The organism is Streptomyces sp. NPDC101490 (genome assembly GCF_044767145.1).
In the GTDB taxonomy this organism is placed as follows: Bacteria; Actinomycetota; Actinomycetes; order Streptomycetales; family Streptomycetaceae; genus Streptomyces.
The window spans coordinates 460,745-479,024 of sequence record NZ_JBIWNI010000001.1; the positions used below are offsets into that span (position 1 = coordinate 460,745).

At 74.7% G+C, this 18,280-nt stretch carries 6 protein-coding genes; 2 read left to right on the plus strand and 4 right to left on the minus strand.

Features of this window, described 5'->3' with window-relative positions:
- Nucleotides 1–482: 482 nt before the first annotated feature.
- The 3 genes from ACIRQY_RS01955 to ACIRQY_RS01965 form a co-directional block, all read right to left on the minus strand.
- The gene (locus tag ACIRQY_RS01955) at nucleotides 483–6,485 is read right to left on the minus strand and encodes an amino acid adenylation domain-containing protein (protein WP_403921678.1); all 6,003 of its coding nucleotides are present in this window, start codon (nucleotides 6,483–6,485) and stop codon (nucleotides 483–485) included.
- 410 nt (nucleotides 6,486–6,895) lie between these two features.
- The gene (locus ACIRQY_RS01960; RefSeq protein ID WP_403921680.1) at nucleotides 6,896–10,015 is read right to left on the minus strand and encodes an amino acid adenylation domain-containing protein; all 3,120 of its coding nucleotides are present in this window, start codon (nucleotides 10,013–10,015) and stop codon (nucleotides 6,896–6,898) included.
- 398 nt (nucleotides 10,016–10,413) lie between these two features.
- On the minus strand, nucleotides 10,414–13,623 hold the full coding sequence (locus tag ACIRQY_RS01965) for an AMP-binding protein (protein WP_403921682.1): 3,210 nt from the start codon (nucleotides 13,621–13,623) through the stop codon (nucleotides 10,414–10,416).
- A 682-nt stretch (nucleotides 13,624–14,305) separates the two neighbouring features.
- Here ACIRQY_RS01965 and ACIRQY_RS01970 point away from each other — a divergent pair.
- Both ACIRQY_RS01970 and corA read left to right on the plus strand, forming a co-directional pair.
- The gene (locus ACIRQY_RS01970; protein ID WP_403921684.1) at nucleotides 14,306–15,373 is read left to right on the plus strand and encodes a polysaccharide deacetylase family protein; all 1,068 of its coding nucleotides are present in this window, start codon (nucleotides 14,306–14,308) and stop codon (nucleotides 15,371–15,373) included.
- Between the two features lie 347 nt (nucleotides 15,374–15,720).
- A complete protein-coding gene (corA, locus tag ACIRQY_RS01975) occupies nucleotides 15,721–16,803 on the plus strand; it encodes a magnesium/cobalt transporter CorA (protein WP_403922274.1) in 1,083 nt (360 codons plus the stop codon).
- Between the two features lie 46 nt (nucleotides 16,804–16,849).
- Here the strand turns inward: corA and ACIRQY_RS01980 are convergent, their stop codons facing one another.
- On the minus strand, nucleotides 16,850–18,037 hold the full coding sequence (locus ACIRQY_RS01980; RefSeq protein WP_403921685.1) for a Clp protease N-terminal domain-containing protein: 1,188 nt from the start codon (nucleotides 18,035–18,037) through the stop codon (nucleotides 16,850–16,852).
- Between the last annotated feature and the right edge of the window lie 243 nt (nucleotides 18,038–18,280).

Sequence of the window (18,280 nt, forward strand, 5' to 3'; positions counted from 1 at the left end):
GGGGCCGGGCCGGGTGCCCGTCGGCGATCGGGTCGTGGACGCCAACGGACCACGGAGGGAGGGCCGTCGAGATCTCCGTGGCCGCCCGGCAACACCTACCCCGCCGAAGCGCCCCGCTATCCGGCGTGCGGCTCGGTCTGGGCCGGTCGGTCGGATCGAGGTGCCGAACACCGGGCCTCTCCGCCCGGGTACGGCGACGGACGGCGCACACGGCGGTGCGGGGAGCGGGAGAGCCGGACTCCGACTGGCCGTGTGGTTCGACCGGTACGCCTGGCCTCACGACTCGCCTCGCTCCGGGAGGACTTCCCGGTGGGCCCCGTCTCCCTCGGCGGCTGCGTCTCCCGCGAATGTGCCGTCCGCCGATTCGCCCTGCGGCTGCCGCCCGGCACTTCTTGGTACGGACGCGGTACGGACGCGGTACGGGGCCGCTCACCGTGCGGCGAGCGACCCCGTACCCGTACTCCCTTGTCACATAAGGTCGTTCAGTCGGTTCGGCCGGTCCGGGCCGTGGCGGTCGCGGGGGCATCGGTGGCGCGGCCGGAGGTGAGGGCGGCCAGGCCCACCAGGTCGTCCGCCTGCGCGTCCGGCACCTCCCGGTCGAACCGGGCCAGCACCCGCACCCGTAGCGACACCGCCGCCAGGAGCAGGATCGCGGCCCCGAGGAGGGCGTAGAGCAGTCCGATGCCCCGCCCCTCGCCCACGCCCAGGACGGTGCCGACGGTGTCGGCGAGACCGCCGCCGGACACCATCAGCGGCTCCAGGAACCGGCTGCCGAACGGAGCGATCAGCAGGAAGCCGACCGGCAGCGTGGACCACGCCACCAGCTGGTTCAGCGCCATCACCCGGCCGTGGAAGCGTTGCGGCACCTTCACCTGAATGATCGTCAGGTAGATGCCGTTGAGCAGCGAGAGCGACGCCGACATGCCGAACACCCCGGCGCAGACCACCAGGAGGTCGGGGCGCAGCCCGGTCAGGACGGAGAAGAACGCGAGCACCGGCACCACGAGCAGCATCCCGCGCATCCGGCGGTGGCGCGGTCCGCCCCAGACGCCCATCGCGAGCCCGCCGCCGATCGCGCCGAGCCCGCCCGCCAGGGACACCGTGGCCACCGTGCCGAGCCCGGAGAAGCCGAGCACCAGCGGGGAGACCAGCTGGAAGAGGACCGGCAGGAAGAGGTTGAGCACGGCGAAGAAGATCAGCATCGCCCGGAACCCGGGCCGCCGCCAGACCAGTTGGAACCCGGCCGTGATCTCCTGCTTCAGGGTCTCGCGCCGCCGCGCCGCCAGCGTCCGGGGGAAGCGGACGGTCAGCAGGACCAGCGCCGCCACCACACAGCTGATCACATCGATCAGCAGCACCCCGCCCAGACCGATGGCGGCGAGCATGCCGACCGCCGCGAGCGGGGCGACCACCTGGGCGATGCCGCCGGATATCTGGACGACACCGTTGGCATGGCCGAGATAGCGCTTCGGTACGAGCTGGGGGATCGCCGACTGGAAGGCGAGCCGTTGCCCGGTGAGGGAGACGGAGAGGATCGCCATCAGCACCCCGACGTGCCAGGGCCGCAGGTTCCCGAACAGATGGAGCACGGCGAGGACCGATTCGGACGTGCCGCAGACCAGGGTCGAGACCAGCATCACCCGGCGCCGGTCGACCCGGTCGACCAGACTCCCGAGGACGGGGGCGGCGAGCAGCCCCGGCACGATGCCGAGGACGGCGAAGAGGCCGAACCAGGCGATGGAGTCCGTCGACAGGTAGATCCACAGCGGCAGGGCGAACTCGGTCAGCGCCGAGCCGGTCTGCGAGATCATCTGGGAGGCGGCGACGGCCACGAACCGGCGCGTGTCGCGCCGGGTGGCGGGAGCGGCGCGTTCACCGGCGGCGGGTGCGTGGTGCACACCGTCCAGCCACCAGGTGGCGCGCGCGGGTCGACGGGCCCGGGTGAGGGCGGTGACGTCGGGGTGCTCGGCCCCCTCGGCCCCCTCCGCTCCCTCGGCTCCCTCCACCCCCTCGGTCTCCGTGACGGGTGGGGTCCCCGTGGCCTCCTCGGCCCCCTCGGCTTTCGTGACGGGTGGGGTCCCCGTGGCCTCCTCGGCCTCTTCGGTTTCCGGGGCCCCGGCTCCGCCTGCCATGCCCTCCGGCTCGGCCGCCACTGCCTCGGCCCCGCCCGCCGGGCCCTTCGGGCCGTACGCGGGGCGTGACGCAGCCACTGCCGGGTGGACGGTGGTGACGATCTCGGCCAGCTCCTCGGCGCGGTGCTTGAGGAAGTAGTGGCCGCCCTCGTCGAGTACGGCCACGGCGGTGGTGGAGCCGACGAAGCCCCACTCCCGGTAGCGCTCGCGGTGGAACTCCGTCCCCGGGTCGGCCGAACCGATCACCGAGACCACCGGGGACGCCAGCGGTGGCGCGGGCCGTGCCAGACGCTCCGTGAAGTACGCCTCGGCCGCGCGGGAGTCCTCCCGCACGTTCCGCACGATCGTGGCCAACTGCTCCGGATCCAGCCCCTCCAGATCGGCGCCCATCGAGCGGAGCCAGTTCAGATGGAGCCGTCCGCTGCGCCGCCGGTCGAGCACGGAGAACCGGGCGAGGAGCCCCAGCAGGCCCTCGGTGGGCCGGGCGAAGGGGAAGATCCCGCCCAGATAGAGGGCGGCGGGCTCCCGTCCCGCCGCCGCCAGCAGCTGGGCGACCTCCACGCCGAGCGCCGCGCCCACCCCGCAGTGGCCGTAGACCGCGACCGGTCCGCTGACCCCGCTCAGCACCTCCTCGACACAGCGGCGGGCCACCTCCTCCAGCGGCAGCGACTCCTCGGACATGCCGAGGTCGTGCCCGGGAACGGCGACGGCGTGCAGGGCGACGCCGGGCGGCAGGGCGTCCGCGAGGGGCTGGTAGGCGATGGCGCTGCCACCGCCGTACGGCAGACAGACCAGGGAGAGCGTCACCCGGTCGGCGGGCTGCCGGGGGGTCAGCTCATGGAGGAGCCTGCTCGGTCCGCGCTCGGACTCGGAGCGGTCGGCGAGCGCGCCGAGCGCGGCGACGGTCCGCTCCCGGAAGACGTCCACGAGGGTGATCCCGGCCTCGTCGCCGAGCAGCTTCCGCAGCGCGGCCACCATGCGCATCGCGAGGAGCGAGTGGCCGCCCAGATCGAAGAAGTCGTCGTGCGCGCCGACGCGTTCCAGCCCCAGGAGCGCGGCCCAGCAGGCCGCGATCGCCTCCTCGGTGGGAGTGGAGGGGGCCGTCCAGACGGCCCCCTCACCGGGCCCGGGTGCGCCGGGCTCGGGCAGGGCCCGCCGGTCGACCTTGCCGTGGGCCTGCCGGGGCAGATCGGGCAGGACGACGAAGCGGGAGGGAACGAGGTAGTCGGGCAGCTTCTCGGCCAGCAGCCGACGCAGTTCGGCCACCGGGGGCGGGGTCTCGTCCGTGGCGGGGACGAGATAGCCGACGAGGACGAGTTCCCCGGCGGGCCCCCTGGCGGCGGCGACGGCCTGGGCCACTCCGGGGAGCCGGGCGAGATGGGCCTCGACCTCCCCGAGTTCGACCCGGTAGCCACGGATCTTGACCTGGTGGTCGTCGCGGCCGAGGAACTCGACCGTGCCGTCGGAGCGGTGCCGGGCGAGGTCCCCGGTGCGGTACATACGGGGCGGAAGACTCCCCGCCGCCGCTTCTCCGGCACCTTCGCCCGGGGTTCCGGGAGGGCCGGAGGCGAACGGGTCGGCGCGGAAGCGGTCGGCCGTCAGCTCCGGCAGACCCAGATAGCCGCGCGCCAGCCGGTCGCCGCCGATCCACAGTTCCCCCGGCACCCCGGCGGGCACCGGTTGCCGCCGGGCGTCGAGCAGATAGACCCGGGCACCCGGCAGCGGACGCCCGATGGGCGTGGTCGGTCCCCCCGCGGGCCGGTCCGGGTCCACGAGGTGGGTGGTGGCGCCCACGGTGGCCTCGGTCGGCCCGTAGTGGTTGATCACCCGGCAGCCCGTACGGGCTCCCGCCACCGCGAGCTGCCGTGCCCACTCCCAGCCGGACGCCTCCCCGCCCAGGACGAGCAGCCGCCGGGGCAGCAGCTCCGCCGGGTCCTCCACCTCCGCGCCCAGCGCGGCCAGATGGGAGGGGGTGAGCTTGACGCAGTCGATGCGCCGCTCCGCCAGATAGGCGGCCAGCTCGGGGCCCGGGGTGCGCGGGGGCAGCAGGTGCAGGGTGCCGCCGGTGGTGAGCGAGAGGTAGAGGGTGGTCAGCCCGAAGTCGAAGGCGAGCGACTGGAGCAGGACGTATCGGGCGCCGTCCGGCAGCCCCGCCTCCGCGAAGCGCTGCCGCACCCCGGCGAGGTAGGTGAGCACCTGGCGGTGCTGCACGGCCACGCCCTTGGGGGTGCCGGTGGAGCCCGAGGTGTAGATCACGTACGCGAGGTGGTCGGGTCCCGAGCCGTCCCCGGGCGGGGTGTCGGGGACGGCCGCGAGCCGGTCCGCGAGTCCGTCGAGCAGCAGGACGGGTGCGTCGGACGCCGTCAGCAGCGACCGCCGTACGGAGGTGGTGACGAGGGCGACCGGCGCGGAGTCGGTCAGCATGTGGGCGAGGCGTTCGCGGGGCTGCTCGGGGTCGAGCGGCACGTACGCGGCGCCGGACTTCATGACCGCGAGCAGGCAGACGGCCTGGTCGAGGCCCTGGTCGAGACAGACGCCGACGAGCCGGTCGGGTCCGGCGCCGGAGGCGCGGAGGAGCCGGGCGAGCCGGTTGGCCCGGCGGTCGAGTTCGGCGTACGTGAGCGTGCGGTCCTCGTGGACCAGGGCGACCGTGTCGGGGGTGCGGGCGGCCTGCGCGGTGACGGCGTCGGCGAGGGTCGCGGCGGCCGGGAGGGCGGAGCCGGAGTCGTTCCACTCGTACAGCACCCGGTCGCGTTCGCCCGGGGTGAGGAGGCCGAGGGCGTCGACGGGGGTGTGCGGCGCGGCGGCGGCCCCGGCCAGGACGCGCTGCCAGTGCCCGGCGAGACGGGCGACGGTGTCGGCGTCCCAGAGGTCCGTGCGGTAGGTGACGAAGGCGTCGAGACCGTCCTCGGTCTCGGTGCAGTACAGCCCCAGGTCGAGATGGACGCCGCTGCCCTCGAAGGGGAAGGTCCGCCACTCCAGGTCGTGCGGACGGACGGCCTGGGCGCGATGGTTCTGGAGCGCGAAGGAGACCTGGAAGAGCGGCGGACGGCCGAGGTCGCGCGGCAGGTCGAGGGCTTCCACCAGCCGCTCGAACGGTGTCTCGCGGTGCTGTTGGGCGCCGAGCGAGGCCGTACGGACGCGGTCCAGGACGGTGGCGAAGTCGGGCCCCGCGCCGTCGTCGGGGCCGACCGCCCCGCTCCCCGGTGAAGTCACCGCTGTGGAGGGGGACATGAGATCCGGCGTGGACGCGGAATCGGGTGCGCCGAGATCGGCCCGGATCGGCAGCATCGCGCTGAACAGGCCGATCAGGCCCTCGGTCTCCTCGGTGGGACGGCCCGCGAACGGGGTGCCGACGGCGAAGTCCCGCTGCCCCGACCAGCGTCCGAGCACCACCTGGAAGGCGGCGAGCAGGGTCATGTAGAGGGTGGCGCCCCGGACCCGGGAGAGCGCGCGGACGGCCCGGTGGGTGTCCGCGTCGAGCCGGAAGGAGTGGGTCGCTCCGCCGGGGCCGGGCAGGGCGGGACGCGGCCGGTCGGTGGGCAGGTCGAGCGGCGGGACCCCGGTCATGGTCTCGCGCCAGTACCGCAGTTCGTCGGCGGCGCGGGGCGACTCCTGGCGCTCGCGCTGCCAGTGGGCGAAGTCTCCGTAGCGGACGGACAGCGGGGGCGGGGCCGGGGTGGTGCCCCGGGCCAGTTCGTCGTATCCGCCGAGGAGTTCGTCCAGGAGCACTCCGGCGGACCAGCCGTCACCGACGAGGTGGTGCTGGCAGATCACCAGGACGTGGTCGTCGTCGGCGAGGCGCAGCAGCAGGCCCCGCAGCAGGGGACCGTCCGCGAGGTCGAAGGGGCGCGCCACCTCGGCCTCGACGGCGGCGCGGGCGGCGGCCTCCCGCCCCCCGGCCGGGACGTCCGACAGGTCCCGGGTCCGCCAGGGCACGGTGAAGCCGTCGGCGGGCGCGATCCGCACCAGGGGCGCGCCGTCCTCGTCGACGGGGAAGGAACTGCGCAGGGTGTCGTGGCGTACGGCGGTCAGGCGCAGCGCCTCGGTGAGGGCTTCGACCCGGAGCGGGCCGCGCAGCCGCCCGGCGGTGGGCAGCACGTACGAGGCGGTGCCGGGGGTCAACTGCTCGACGAACCACAGGCGTTCCTGTGCGAGGGAGAGCGGCGGGACGGCGTCGTCCGGGCGGGCCGGGATGCCGGTGGGCCGGGCGGCCGCGGCGGCGGTGCGTTCCCGCAGCCGCCGGGCGAGCAGGGCGCGCTGGTCACCGCTGAGCGCCCGCCGGGGCGGGGTCGCGGCGGACCCTGGCGGCGTGGCCGGAGGTGTCCGGGCCGGTGCGGTGGGCTTCGACACGGACGGTAGGGGTCGGCCGTCCGCCGGTGCGGGACGCTCCGGTGCCGGTGCCGGTGTCGCCGCCGCTCGCACGGAGGCGGCGGGCGGGGGCGCGGACGGCGGGGACGGCGTGGACGGGGACGGTACGGGCGTCGGCGGCCCGGAGACCGGGGGCGCGGACGGTACGGGGCCCGGCGGCACGGACCGTACGGGGGCGGTGGGCGTGGGTCCCGCCGGTGCGGCGACGACGGACGCCGAGGGAGCGGCGGTGACGGCGGACGCGGTGACGGCCGGTACCGAGATGGGCGGGAGGGAGGCACCCGGTGCGGGGGCGGCCGGTACGTGGGCCCCCGGTACGGGGGCGGTGGGCCCGGCCGTGGGGGCTCCCGGGACCGTCCGCGTTCCCGGGGCGGGGAAGTGCGGGGGGTTCATCACGCCTCCTCCTCCGCCAGCAGCTCGCGCACGACCTCGTCGGTGACCGTGGCCACCGTGGTGGGCTCCTCGTAGAAGACGTGCAGGGGGACGTCGACGCCCAGACGGTCCCGGATGCGGGCGGCGACCTGGGTGATCGTCAGGGAGTGCGCGCCGAGGTCGACGACGTCGTCGTGGTGGCCGATGGCGGGCAGGCCCAGCACCTCGCACCAGATGGTGGCGATCTCGGCGGCCAGTTCCTCCCAGCCGTCGTCCGCGTCCGGCGCGTCGCCCGGGGGAGCGGTCTCCGGGGTGCCCCGGACGGGCTCCGGCAGGGCCGCGCGGTCCGTCTTGCCGTTGGGGGTGAGGGGGAGGGCGGGGAGGGGCTGGACGACTCCGGGGATCATCGCGTCCGGCAGGGTCAGGGCGAGGAAGGCGCGCAGCTCGGAGCTGGTCGGCGCGGCTGCCTCCGGGCGCCAGACCGGGTACGCGACGAGCATACGGCCGACCGGGTCGCCGTCGTCGCCCCGGACGGAGACGGCGGCGGACGCCACGGCCGGGTGTTCCTGGAGCCGGGCCTCGATCTCGCCGAGCTCGATCCGGTGGCCCCGCAGCTTGATCTGGTCGTCGAGGCGGCCGAGGCAGTCGAGCGCGCCGTCGGGCCTGACCCGGGCGAGGTCGCCGGTGCGGTAGTGGCGGGTGCCGGTGGCCGGGTCGGTGACGAAACGTTCGGCGGTGCGCTCGGGCAGGCCGCGGTAGCCCCGGGCGAGTCCGGCGCCGCCCAGGGCCAGTTCTCCGGTGACGCCGTGCGGTACGGGCTGTCCCGTCGGGTCGACGACCAGGGCCGTGGTGCCCGCGATGGGGCGGCCGATGGTGACCTCGTCGGGTGCGGGCGGCACTTCGGCGGCGGTGGACCAGATGGTGGTCTCGGTCGGCCCGTAGACGTTCCAGAGCCGTGCGACGCGGGCGCGCAGCCGGCGGGCGAGCGGGAGGGGCAGTGCCTCGCCGCCGGTGAGGGCGGTGAGGGCGGGGGCGTCGAGCCCGCCGTCCAGCATGAGCCGCCAGCCCGAGGGGGTGGCCTGGACGTGGGTGACGCCGTGCCGTTCGACCAGGGCGGCGAGGGCACGGCCGTCGCGGGTCTCCGTCTCGCTCGCGATCACCACCCGGCCGCCCGTGATCAGCGGCAGCAGGAGTTCCAGGGCGGAGATGTCGAAGGAGAGCGAGGTGACGGCGAGCCAGCTGTCGTCGGGGCCCGAGGACAGGGTGTCGCGGAAGGCGAGGAGGAGGTGGGCGAGTGCGCCGTGGGGGACCTCGACCCCCTTGGGGCGGCCGGTGGAGCCGGAGGTGTAGATGAGGTAGGCGAGGTCCTCGGGCGCGGGCAGCGGCAGCGGCGGTCCTTCGGCCCCTTCGGCCCCTTCGGCTCCTTCGGTCGCCCGGCCGGTGAACAGGTCGTCGATCAGGAGGGTGCGGCCGTGTCCCTCGACCAGGTGGGCGGTGCTCCGCTGGGCCAGCGCGAACGGGGCTCCGGCGTCCCCCAGCACCAGGGAGACGCGGTCCGCCGGGTAGGACGGGTCGACGGGCAGATACGTGCACCCGGCGAGGGTGACCGCGAGCACGGCGGTCAGCATCTCGGCGGAGCGCTCCGCGCAGACGGCGACCACGGTCCCGGGCCCGGCCCCGGCGGCGGTGAGCCGCTGGGCGAGGCCGGTGGCGGCGGTGGCCAGGGCCGCGTAGTCCAGGGTCCGTCCGCCGTCCGTGACGGCGGGCCGCGTGGGGTGCGCGGCGAAGGAACGGGCGAGCAGCGCGGGCAGGGTGGCGGCGGGTGCCTCGGCGGCGGGCGCGGGTCCGCGCAGCGGGGCGCGTTCCGCCTCGTCCAGGATCGGCAGGTCCGCGAGCGCGGTGCCGGGGGCGGCGGCGATCGAGGCGAGCAGTCGGCGCAGATGGGCGCCGACCCGCTCGGCGCGGACCGGCGACGGCAGGTCCGTACGGTGGGTGAGCAGGACGCGGAGCCGGTCGGGGCCGTCGAGGACGTGGAACCGGAGGGCGCCGCGCGCGGTGCCGGGGAAGAGCGTCCAGTCGACGGTGGCGCGGACGCCGGGGAAGACGACGGGGGCGATCCGGCCGCGGTACGTCAGGATGACGGGCGCGAGCGAGAGCCCGGGCCGCAGGCCCCGGACTGCGCGGGACAGCGGGACCCGGCGGTGCGGGTAGAGGCCGCGCAGTTCGTCACGGACCGTGTGGGCGAACTCGCCGAAGGACGTGCCCGGTTCGGGCGAGGTGACCACGGGCAGCTCGTTGGCGTGCATCCCGATCCGGTCGGTGGTGCCGGGTGCGCGGGTGCCGAGGCCGACGGTGACGGCGGGGCGCTCGTTCCCGTACCGCAGCAGGAGGGTGTGCACGGCGGTGAGGAGCAGTTCGAAGAAGGTGACGCCGAGCTTCCGGGCGGTGTCGGTGAGGTCGGCGCGGAGGTCGAGGTCGAGGTCGAAGTCGACGGCCGCCCCCGGACCCACGCCGTCGTCGTCTCCGGGGCCGGTGCCGAGACCGGGCAGCAGTACCGCGGGGCCGGGCAGCGGACGGTCGGCCCAGTGGGCGGACGCCTCCGCGAACGCGTCGGCGTCGGGCCCGGGAAGGTCGGAGGCGTGGAGGAGCGAGGGGTCCTCGGGGGTGGCCGGGGCCGGTCCCGCTCCGGTGCGGTGGGCGTAGCAGGCCGCGAGGTCGGTCAGGAACACGTCGGTGGAGGTGCCGTCGAAGGCGATGTGGTGCGCGACGACCAGCAGGGTGGCGTGGTCCGGGTCCGTGCGCAGCAGGGTGAGCCGTACGGGGGGTCCCGCCGTGAGGTCGAAGGGTTCCGCGCTCGCGGCGGCCAGCGCGGCGGGCAGCTCGTCCGGTGCGGTGTCGCGCACGGTCAGCGAGGGCGCCGGTCCGGGGGAGAGGAGGGGGACGCCGTCCTCCTCCCGGACCGTCAGGGTCAGGGCCGGGTGCCGGTCGGCCACGTCGGCGCAGGCGGCGGCGAGCGCGTCGGTGTCCAGGGGGCCTTCGAAGCGGACGGTGAAGGGCATGTGGTGGACGGAGCCGAGCGGCGCGATCCGCTCGTTGATCCAGATGCCCTGCTGGGCGGCGCTGGCGGGGGTGCTGGTCACGGGTCTTCCTCGGTCTGTGCGGCGCCGGGAGGCGTGGCGCGAGTGGAACGGGAGAGAGGAACGGGCGGTGCGGTACTGCCGGGAGCCTGATGGGCCCGCACTCCTGCCCGGCGCGGATCGACGCGGAGCGGACAGGGCGGCACGACGGCACGGGTACGGGACCGGCGTCGGCGCTGACGGCGGGAGGGGTGCGGCGGAGGTGGGCCGCGGTCGTCGTGGACGCCGGTGGTCGGTGGCCGGTGTCGGGACGGTGACGTACGCGAAGGGGCGTCGGGGCGGGCTGACGGGCGGGCCGGGCGACGGCCGGGAGGGGCCCGCCGTGAGGGCGGGACGTCGGACGGTACGGGCTGCGCCCCGCGCGGCGCCGTGGTCGGGGCGGCGCGCGGGGCCGGGGCGGGTCAGGAAGCGGCGGCGGCCGTGGTGAGGGCCGCGCGGAACTCCTCGGCCAGCGCGGCGATCACGGGCTCCTCGAAGGCGAGCGCGTTGTACTGGATCCAGCAGTTCAGCGAACCGTCCGGCTGCTCCACCACGGTCAGTTCGGGCACCCCGAGGTCCCCGCCGGGCAGCGGCCAGGGCACGGTGGTGCCGCGCGGCAGCTCCCACGGCTCACAGAGCAGGCCCGGCAGATGGGCCCCGGCGGCCCAGCTCTCGTACCGCAGCCAGGCCGGGAACGCCACGACGTGCGGGCTGAACTCGGCGTACGGGTACATCTGGTGGTCGAGCGCCCCGGTCGCGGCCCGCCTGACCCGCTCGGCCAGTTCGGCGAAGCCGGGCCCTCCCGAGCAGTCCACGCGCACCAGCAGGGACTGAACCAGACAGCCGACGGCCTGCTCGGCCTCCGCGCTCGTCCGGCCGGGGACCGGAGTCATGAGGACCAGGTCGGCGCGGTCCGCGCGGGCCGTGAGCAGTCCGCTCCACAGGGCGGCGACCGCCATGAAGGGGGTGACGCCGAGCGCGCCCGCCCGCTCCCGCAGCCGCCCGGCGGGACCGGAGGCGACGGTGAAGGGGTGCGCGACGGTGTGCACGCGGTCGACGGCGCGCCGCCCGGGGAAGGGGTCGAGCGCGGACGGGGCGCCCGCGAGCACCGTGGCGAAGTGCCGTCGGCCGCTCTCCCACCGCTCGTTGGACCGGCGCACCAGCTCCGGGTAGGGCAGGCCGGGCTCGGGCAGCCGGGGGACCCGGCCCCGGCGCAACGCGTCGTAGGCGAGGCCGAGTTCGCGGAGGAGGACGCCGATCGACCAGCCGTCCGCGACCATGTGGTGCACGGCGAGCAGGACGACGTGGTCCTCGGGTCCCCGGGAGACGACGAGCAGCCGGGCCGTCGGATCCACCGCGAGGTCGGTGAGCCGGTCGCGCTCCGCGATGAGCAGGGCGTTCACGTCCTCGTCGGTGGCGCCGTGGGCGTCCCGCAGGGTGACCCGGGCGCGGGGCTCCTCGTCGAGGACGGTACGGGCCAGGCCCTTCACCTCGCCGGGAACCGCGACGAACCGGGTCCGCAGGGCCGGGTGGCGGAGCACCAGCGCGACCAGGGCGCGGCCGAGGGCGTCCCGGTCCAGCGGGCCGGTGACCCGGAACAGGGCGGTGACGGCTCCCACGTCCCGCCCGTCCGCCTCGGCCATCCAGCAGAGGAAGTTCTCCTGCTGGCTGGTGAGCGGGACCTCGTGGTGCTGGGCCCGCAGGGCGCGCAGATAGGGCGGGAGCGCGGGAGCGGTTGCCCGGCCCCCGGCCGGGTCCTCGGGGGTGTCGGCGTCCGTGCTCGGCTCCCGTGCCTTCTCCCCGTCCAGCCAGGCCGCCTGGGCGCGCAGCGACGGGCGGCCGAAGACGAGGTCGACGCCGGCGTCGACCCCGAACCGGTCGGCGAGGGTGGTGGCGAGGTGCACCGCGCGGAAGGAGTCGCCGCCGAGGGCGAAGAACTCGTCCGCCGTGTCCCGTACCGGGCGGCCGAGGATCTCCTGCCAGAGGGCGGCGAGGCGCAGTTCGGTGGGGGTGCCGGGCGGCCGGGCGGCGGCCGGGGCCGTCGAGCCCGTGGCGGGCCCCTCACCCGGGGTGGCTGCCCCGCCCGTGGCGGCAGCCTCACCGGGGGTGGCTGCTTCGTCCGTCGTGAAGAGCGGGCGCAGTCGGCGCTTGAGCACCTTGCCGGAGGCGTTGCGCGGGAGGTCGTCGGAGAGCAGGACGCGCACGGGCAGCTCGGCACGGGCGAGCCGGGTGCTGAGGAAGAGCCGCAGCGCGTCGACGTCCAGACCGTGGGCTGCGGGGACCACGACGGCGACCGGGACGGACCCCATGACCGGGTGCGGCACGCCGAGCGCCGCCGCGTCCGCGACGTCCGGGTGCTCGTGCAGCGCGTCCTCGATCCGGAGGGTGGAGACCTTGAGCGCCCCGGACTTGATGACATCGCTCTCGCGGTCCACCAGGTGCAGATAGCCGTCCTCGTCGAGCCGCCCGAGGTCGCCCATCCGTACCCAGCCGTCGCGGAAGACCGTGGTACCGGCGGTCGGGTCACCGGCGTACGAGCGCGGGGGGCCGGGCTGGCGCAGCCAGATCTCCCCCGTCTCTCCGGCCGGTACGGGGACGCCGTCCGGGGTGAGGATCCGCAGGTCCCGGGGATCGGTGGGGCGGCCCACCGCGCCCGGCGGAGCCTGGCCGACGACGGCGGAGAGCTGCGCGGGGGCGGACTCGGACGAGGTGTAGACGTTGACGACGGTGGCCTTCGGCAGCGCCTCGGTGAGGGCGCGGGCGACGGGCGCGGGCAGGGCGGCGGCCGAGGAGCTGAGGAGCAGGACACCGGAGAGGTCGTACCGGTCGGGCACCCCGGAGTTGAGCAGTTCGATCGCCATCGACGGGACGAGGAAGACGGTCCCGATGTCCCGCTCCTCGATGGCCCGGCCGAACTCGTCGGCGTCGAAGCGGGGGAGGACCACGGTGGTGGGCGCGCCGGTGAGGGCGCTGATGAGCATCACCTGCCCGGCATTGGTGCCGAGGGGGAAGGAGTGCAGGGCGTGGCGCGAGTGGGCGTAGGGCCGGGGGCGCGGGTCGAGGCGCAGACCCGCCGTGAGGTTGGCGTGGGAGGCGCGGACGCCCTTGGAGTCACCGGTGGTGCCGGAGGTGCCGACGACCTGGGCGAGGTCGCCGGGGGCGGGACCCGTGAGCCCCCGGTCGAGCGCCCCACCGGGAACGCCACCGGCCGCCTCGACGTCGGCCAGCGACAGGTCCGTGCCGCCCAAGAAGCCTTCCAGTGAAGGAAGTTCGGTGCCGCGCAGGACCTTGGTGGCAGCGCAGACCCCGGCGAGCCGTACGGCCTCCGGTGCGGTCAGGTCGGCGCGCAGCGGCAGCACCGCGGCCCCGGCGTAGTGGACGGCGAGGACGGCGACCGCGTAGCCGTCCCACTCCCGGTCGGTGAAGCGCAGGGCCACGAGTTCGCCGGGGAGGACGCCCGCCTCGGCCAGTCCCCGTGCCGCCCGGACGGCCCGCTCGCGCCACTCCCCGTAGGTGAGCGAACCGCCACCGCGCACCTCGATCGCGACCCGCTCGGGCTGTTTCGCGGCCCGGGAGTCGAGGAGGTCGGGGACGGTCAGCGGTGCGGTCCTGGCGTTGATGATGTCCTCCAAGAGCGTGTCCCCCGTCGGTCGTCGAGCCGGGGGATGCGGTGGCACAGGAGAGGGTTCACGGGCATGGCGCACGGTTGTTGCCCTTAGGTATGGTCTGGACCTTCGGCAGGGCATGGGAACCATAGCGCGCCACTGTCGTACTTGTGTCGCAATGATGGAGAGTTCGTGGACATCGGTGGGGATCGGGAGCGTCGGCCGTGCCCCGCCGGAACCGGAGCACGGCGGCAAAACCGCTCGTCAGAGGCCATGTACCGGTGAACTCTTCGGTAAACCGAAGTCAGTTGACTCGGGATCAGTTCCGTTTCCGCACCTATCCGCACTGCGAGACGGGCCCGTCGGACGGGGGCCGGAACCGGCCACACACGCCGGTGCCGTAGCCGCGCGGCCACCGTCCGGGCGTCGTACCCGCACTGCCCGTACCGGCCCGTAGGTGCCCCCGTCCCCGCCCTCGTCGTCCCTTCGTCTCTCGTCGCCCCTTGCCGTGCATCCGTCGGCCGCCCGTACGTCACCGCCGTCCTGGGCCCACGGTCCGCGCGGGCGCGGCTCCGCCTTCGGACCCGCAGTCATGCCCCCTGTCCCCCTGTCCCCCTGTCCCCCTGTCCCCACCTTCACCCTCATCTCCACATCACGCCCACGCCCATTCCATCCCTCATCCCCCATTCCCCATCCTGAGGAGGAACGCATGTCGTACGCGGGAATCGCCTGGTCAGCCGACGGTTACGAGGTGGAGGTCATCGACGCCGAAGGGAACCGGGCGACGGCTCCGACCCGCTGGGGCGCGGAGCGCGTACCGGAGCTGATCACCTGGCTCGAAGCGCCCGGAACAGCCTCCGAACCGCCCCGCGCCGTCGTCGTGGAGAGCACCAACGGCCTCGTGGACGGACTTCTCACGTCGGCCGGCCTCACGGTCTACCGGGCCGACCCCTGGGTGCTCCCCGAGCGCCCCGACTTCGGCTCCGTACCGGCGCGTGCCCTCGCCGAGCGGGCCAGGACCGACCTCGCGTCCCTCGCTCCGCTGACGGCGGAGGGCGGTGGCCAGACCGGCCGTGACGACGACTACCACGGGGGCATCGGGCGCAGCGCCGGGCGCGAGGCCGAACTCGCCCGGGAGGGAAGGTGGTTCCGTCACGGTCCGCGCGACCGTCACGAGGTCGCCCTGACCTTCGACGACGGTCCCGACCCGGTCTTCACCCGCCAGGTGCTCGACATCCTTGCCCGCTACGAGGTGCACGCCACCTTCTTCTGCGTGGGCCTCCATGTGCACGCGCTCCCCGACGAGGTGCGGCGGATCGTGGACGCGGGACACAGCCTCGGCAACCACACCTGGTCGCACCCGTTCCTGCCCGATCTGAGTCCTCGCCAGTTCCGGCTCCAACTGGAGCGTACCGACGAGGCGTTCACGCGCGCGGTGGGCCGGGTCCCGGCGGTCTTCCGTCCGCCGTACGGCGCGCGGACCCCGGAGGCCCTCGGTGAACTCCTGTCCGGCGGGCCCGCGCTGGCCCTGTGGGACGTCGACTCCTGGGACTGGGCCCGCCCGGGCCCGGAGAAGATCGCCCGGACAGTGCTGGACCACACCCGGCCGGGTTCCCTGATCCTGATGCACGACGGCGGTGGTGACCGACGCCAGAGCGTGGCGGCCCTGCCCGCAGTGATCGAGGGACTGCTGGAACGGAACCTGCGCTTCGTGGCGGCGGAGGCGTGGGCGGGCGGGGCGCGGAGGGAGGGGATGGGAGCGAGCCACGAGGGGTGAGAGGCGTGACGGGGTCCCCGGCTCGCACCGGAGCCTTCTCCTTCCGTGACCCGTGCCCCAACACCCTGGCCCGTTGGGGGCTTTCCGCCCGCGCGCACCCGGCGCGTCCGGGGCTGGACTCCCTTGTGTCCGGCGGTCCGTAAAGGTCCCTTCGCCTTCCGCCGGTAAGGGGGGACCTTCTCCTTACGGCGAGCCCCGACCGCGCGGGGGCTGCTCCTCGCGTCGCACCCTGCTCAGGTCCGGTCGGTCGTCCGGACCGGTGGCGTCGGCGCGCCGTGAATGTCTGTCGTGTGCCGGAGTGGACTGGCAGACTGACCGCCGGTCTGCCGAAGGAGCCCCAGTTGTCCATGATTCGCCGTCTGCGCAGTGCCGTCAGCCGGACGTACCGGCGGACGGTCGATCTGAGCCACCCGGCGCGGTCACCGCTCGGCAGTGCCGTCGTCAACTGCGTGGTCTACGACGACGGGGTGCGGCGGGACGGGGTCCGGTCGGCCGAGGAGGCCGTACGGCACGTCCGCAAGAAGGACGGCTCCTTCGTCTGGATCGGTCTGCACGAGCCGACGGAGAAGGAGTTCGCGGGCCTGGCCGAGCTGTTCGGGCTGCATCCGCTGGCGGTCGAGGACGCCGTCCACGCCCACCAGCGGCCGAAGCTGGAACAGTACGACGACGTGCTCTTCGCCGTCTTCAAGACCGTCTGCTACGTGGAGCACGAGGAGCTGACCGCCACCAGCGAGGTCGTCGACACCGGAGAGCTGATGGCCTTCACCGGCCCCGGTTTCGTCATCACCATCCGTCACGGGGGCCACGGATCACTCGGCCCGCTCCGCGAGGCGCTGGAGGCGGAGCCGGAGCACCTGGCGAAGGGCCCCTCCGCCGTGCTGCACGCCATAGCGGACCATGTCGTGGACGACTACCTCGCCGTCGCCGACGCGGTACAGGACGATCTGGACGCGATCGAGACCGCCGTCTTCTCCCCGCAGGGCGACCGCGCCGACGCGGGCCGCATCTACCAGCTCAAGCGTGAACTCCTCGAACTCCGAAGGGCGGTGACACCACTCGGCAGGCCGCTCCAACGGCTCTCGACGGAGCCGGTCGCGATCGTGGCGCCGGAGTTCCGCGCGTACTTCCGTGATGTGAGCGACCATCTGGCCCGGGTCACCGAGCAGATCGCCTCGTACGACACCCTGCTCGACTCGATCCTCCAGGCCCACCTCGCACAGGTCACCGTCGCCCAGAACGAGGACATGCGCAAGATCACCGCGTGGGCCGCGATCGTCGCCGTCCCCACGATGGTCTGCGGTGTCTACGGCATGAACTTCGAGCACATGCCCGAGCTGCGCTGGACCTACGGCTACCCCCTGGTCCTCTGCGTCATCGCCACCGCCTGTCTCTTCATCCACCGGGGCTTCCGCCGCAACGGCTGGCTCTGACGGCTCGCCCCGGGAGGGCCCCGGCGGCGCGGAGCCGCCCGTCCGGTCAGTCGCCCGACGGGGAGGACAGCGCGTCGACCAGTTGCCGGGCGCGCGTCCCCTCCGCGAGGAGGGCCTCGACCAGGGGGCCCGTACCCGGATCGGCAGGCTGTTCCCCGCCGGAACGGGCGGCGGCTCCAGGTGTCCTCTTCGGATCCGGGCCCAAGGCCCCGCCGAGGTACTGCTCGACGGGCCGGGCGTCGGACGTCAGGCGAGGTCGACCGCTGGTGAGGGCCCGGTACACCGAGGCGTAGTCGACGCCCAGCTGGACCAGCCGCTCGCCGCCCGCATAAGGGGAGCCGTGGCCGGGGGAGCTCTCCCCGGCCAGGTGCGGGTACCGGAGCGCGACCTCATGGGTGGCCAGGACCGCGAGGAGCACGTGCTCCGTGCCCGCCGTTCCGCCGCCCAGCCGGCGGGACTGCTCGTACGTCTCCATCCTGACCCACGAGGCGGGCCGTGAAGCCCAGTTGACGCCGCCCAACTTGAGCAGCCACCGCGTCCAGAAGGGCGCCCGGCGATAGTGGTCGTGGCCGAGGAGGACATCGCGGGTGGCGTGAAAGAGGGGGTCGAGGCCGTCCGTCCGGCTGTCGGCGGGGTCGGTGCCGCCGATGCCTTCGATGCCGCCGGGGGCGCCGGGTGCGCTGGCTGTGCGGGTTGTGCCGGTGGTGCTGGGTGCGCTGGGTCCGCCGGTTGTGCCGGTTGTGCCGGTCCGGCCGGTTCCGTCGTCGAGATGGGCGAGAACGGCCCCCGGCGCGATCCCGCACGCGCCCAACGCCTCCACGGCGCGGTTGTCCTCTTCGAGGAGACCCCGCAGCAGATGCGCGGCACCGAACTTCTTGACGTCCTCCCGCCGGGCCTGTTCCATCGCGGCGGTCAGCGCCCTGGCCGCCGCCCCCGTGTAGCGGGTACGCCGTTCGCCCTCCGCTCCGAGGACGTCCTGCTCGGTGACGACGTGCTCCGCGTCGTCGTCGGAGCGCCAGGCGTCGTCCCTGTCCATCCGGTCCCGCAGCACCGCGAGGAGCGCGACCTTGGTCGCGCCCTCGGCCCCGAGCGCCTCGCGCGCGGCCCCCTTGCCTGAGGTGATCCCGGCCAGCAGGTGCTCACTGCCGATGGGCCCGCCGGTGCTGGAGCGCGCACCACGCGCGGTCCCCAGGATGCCCACGGTGTTCCAGTCGGGTGACGTCGTCGCTGCCATGCGGCCCATTCCTCTTCTCGCCGGTCCTGTCCGACAGCCTCCCCGACCGGCACGGTGACCACATCGCCCCACGGAACGATCTCCTCCTGCCCCCTGAGAGGGACAGCGCGCACAGGAAATGAGCACGGGGTACGAGGCCCAGAACCGGGCCCGCCCGGCCCGGCTCGTGTCCCACGGCACCCGGCGAGCATGGCAACGACGGGAGACCGGATTCGACGGAACGCCCCGGCTCGCGCGGGGACC

Bases quoted from the DNA above. Each gene is read 5' to 3' on its own strand.
- ACIRQY_RS01970 (WP_403921684.1), top strand. From the start codon at position 14,306: ATGTCGTACGCGGGAATCGCCTGGTCAGCCGACGGTTACGAGGTGGAG.
- corA (WP_403922274.1), top strand. From the start codon at position 15,721: ATGATTCGCCGTCTGCGCAGTGCCGTCAGCCGGACGTACCGGCGGACG.
- ACIRQY_RS01980 (WP_403921685.1), bottom strand. From the start codon at position 18,037: ATGGCAGCGACGACGTCACCCGACTGGAACACCGTGGGCATCCTGGGG.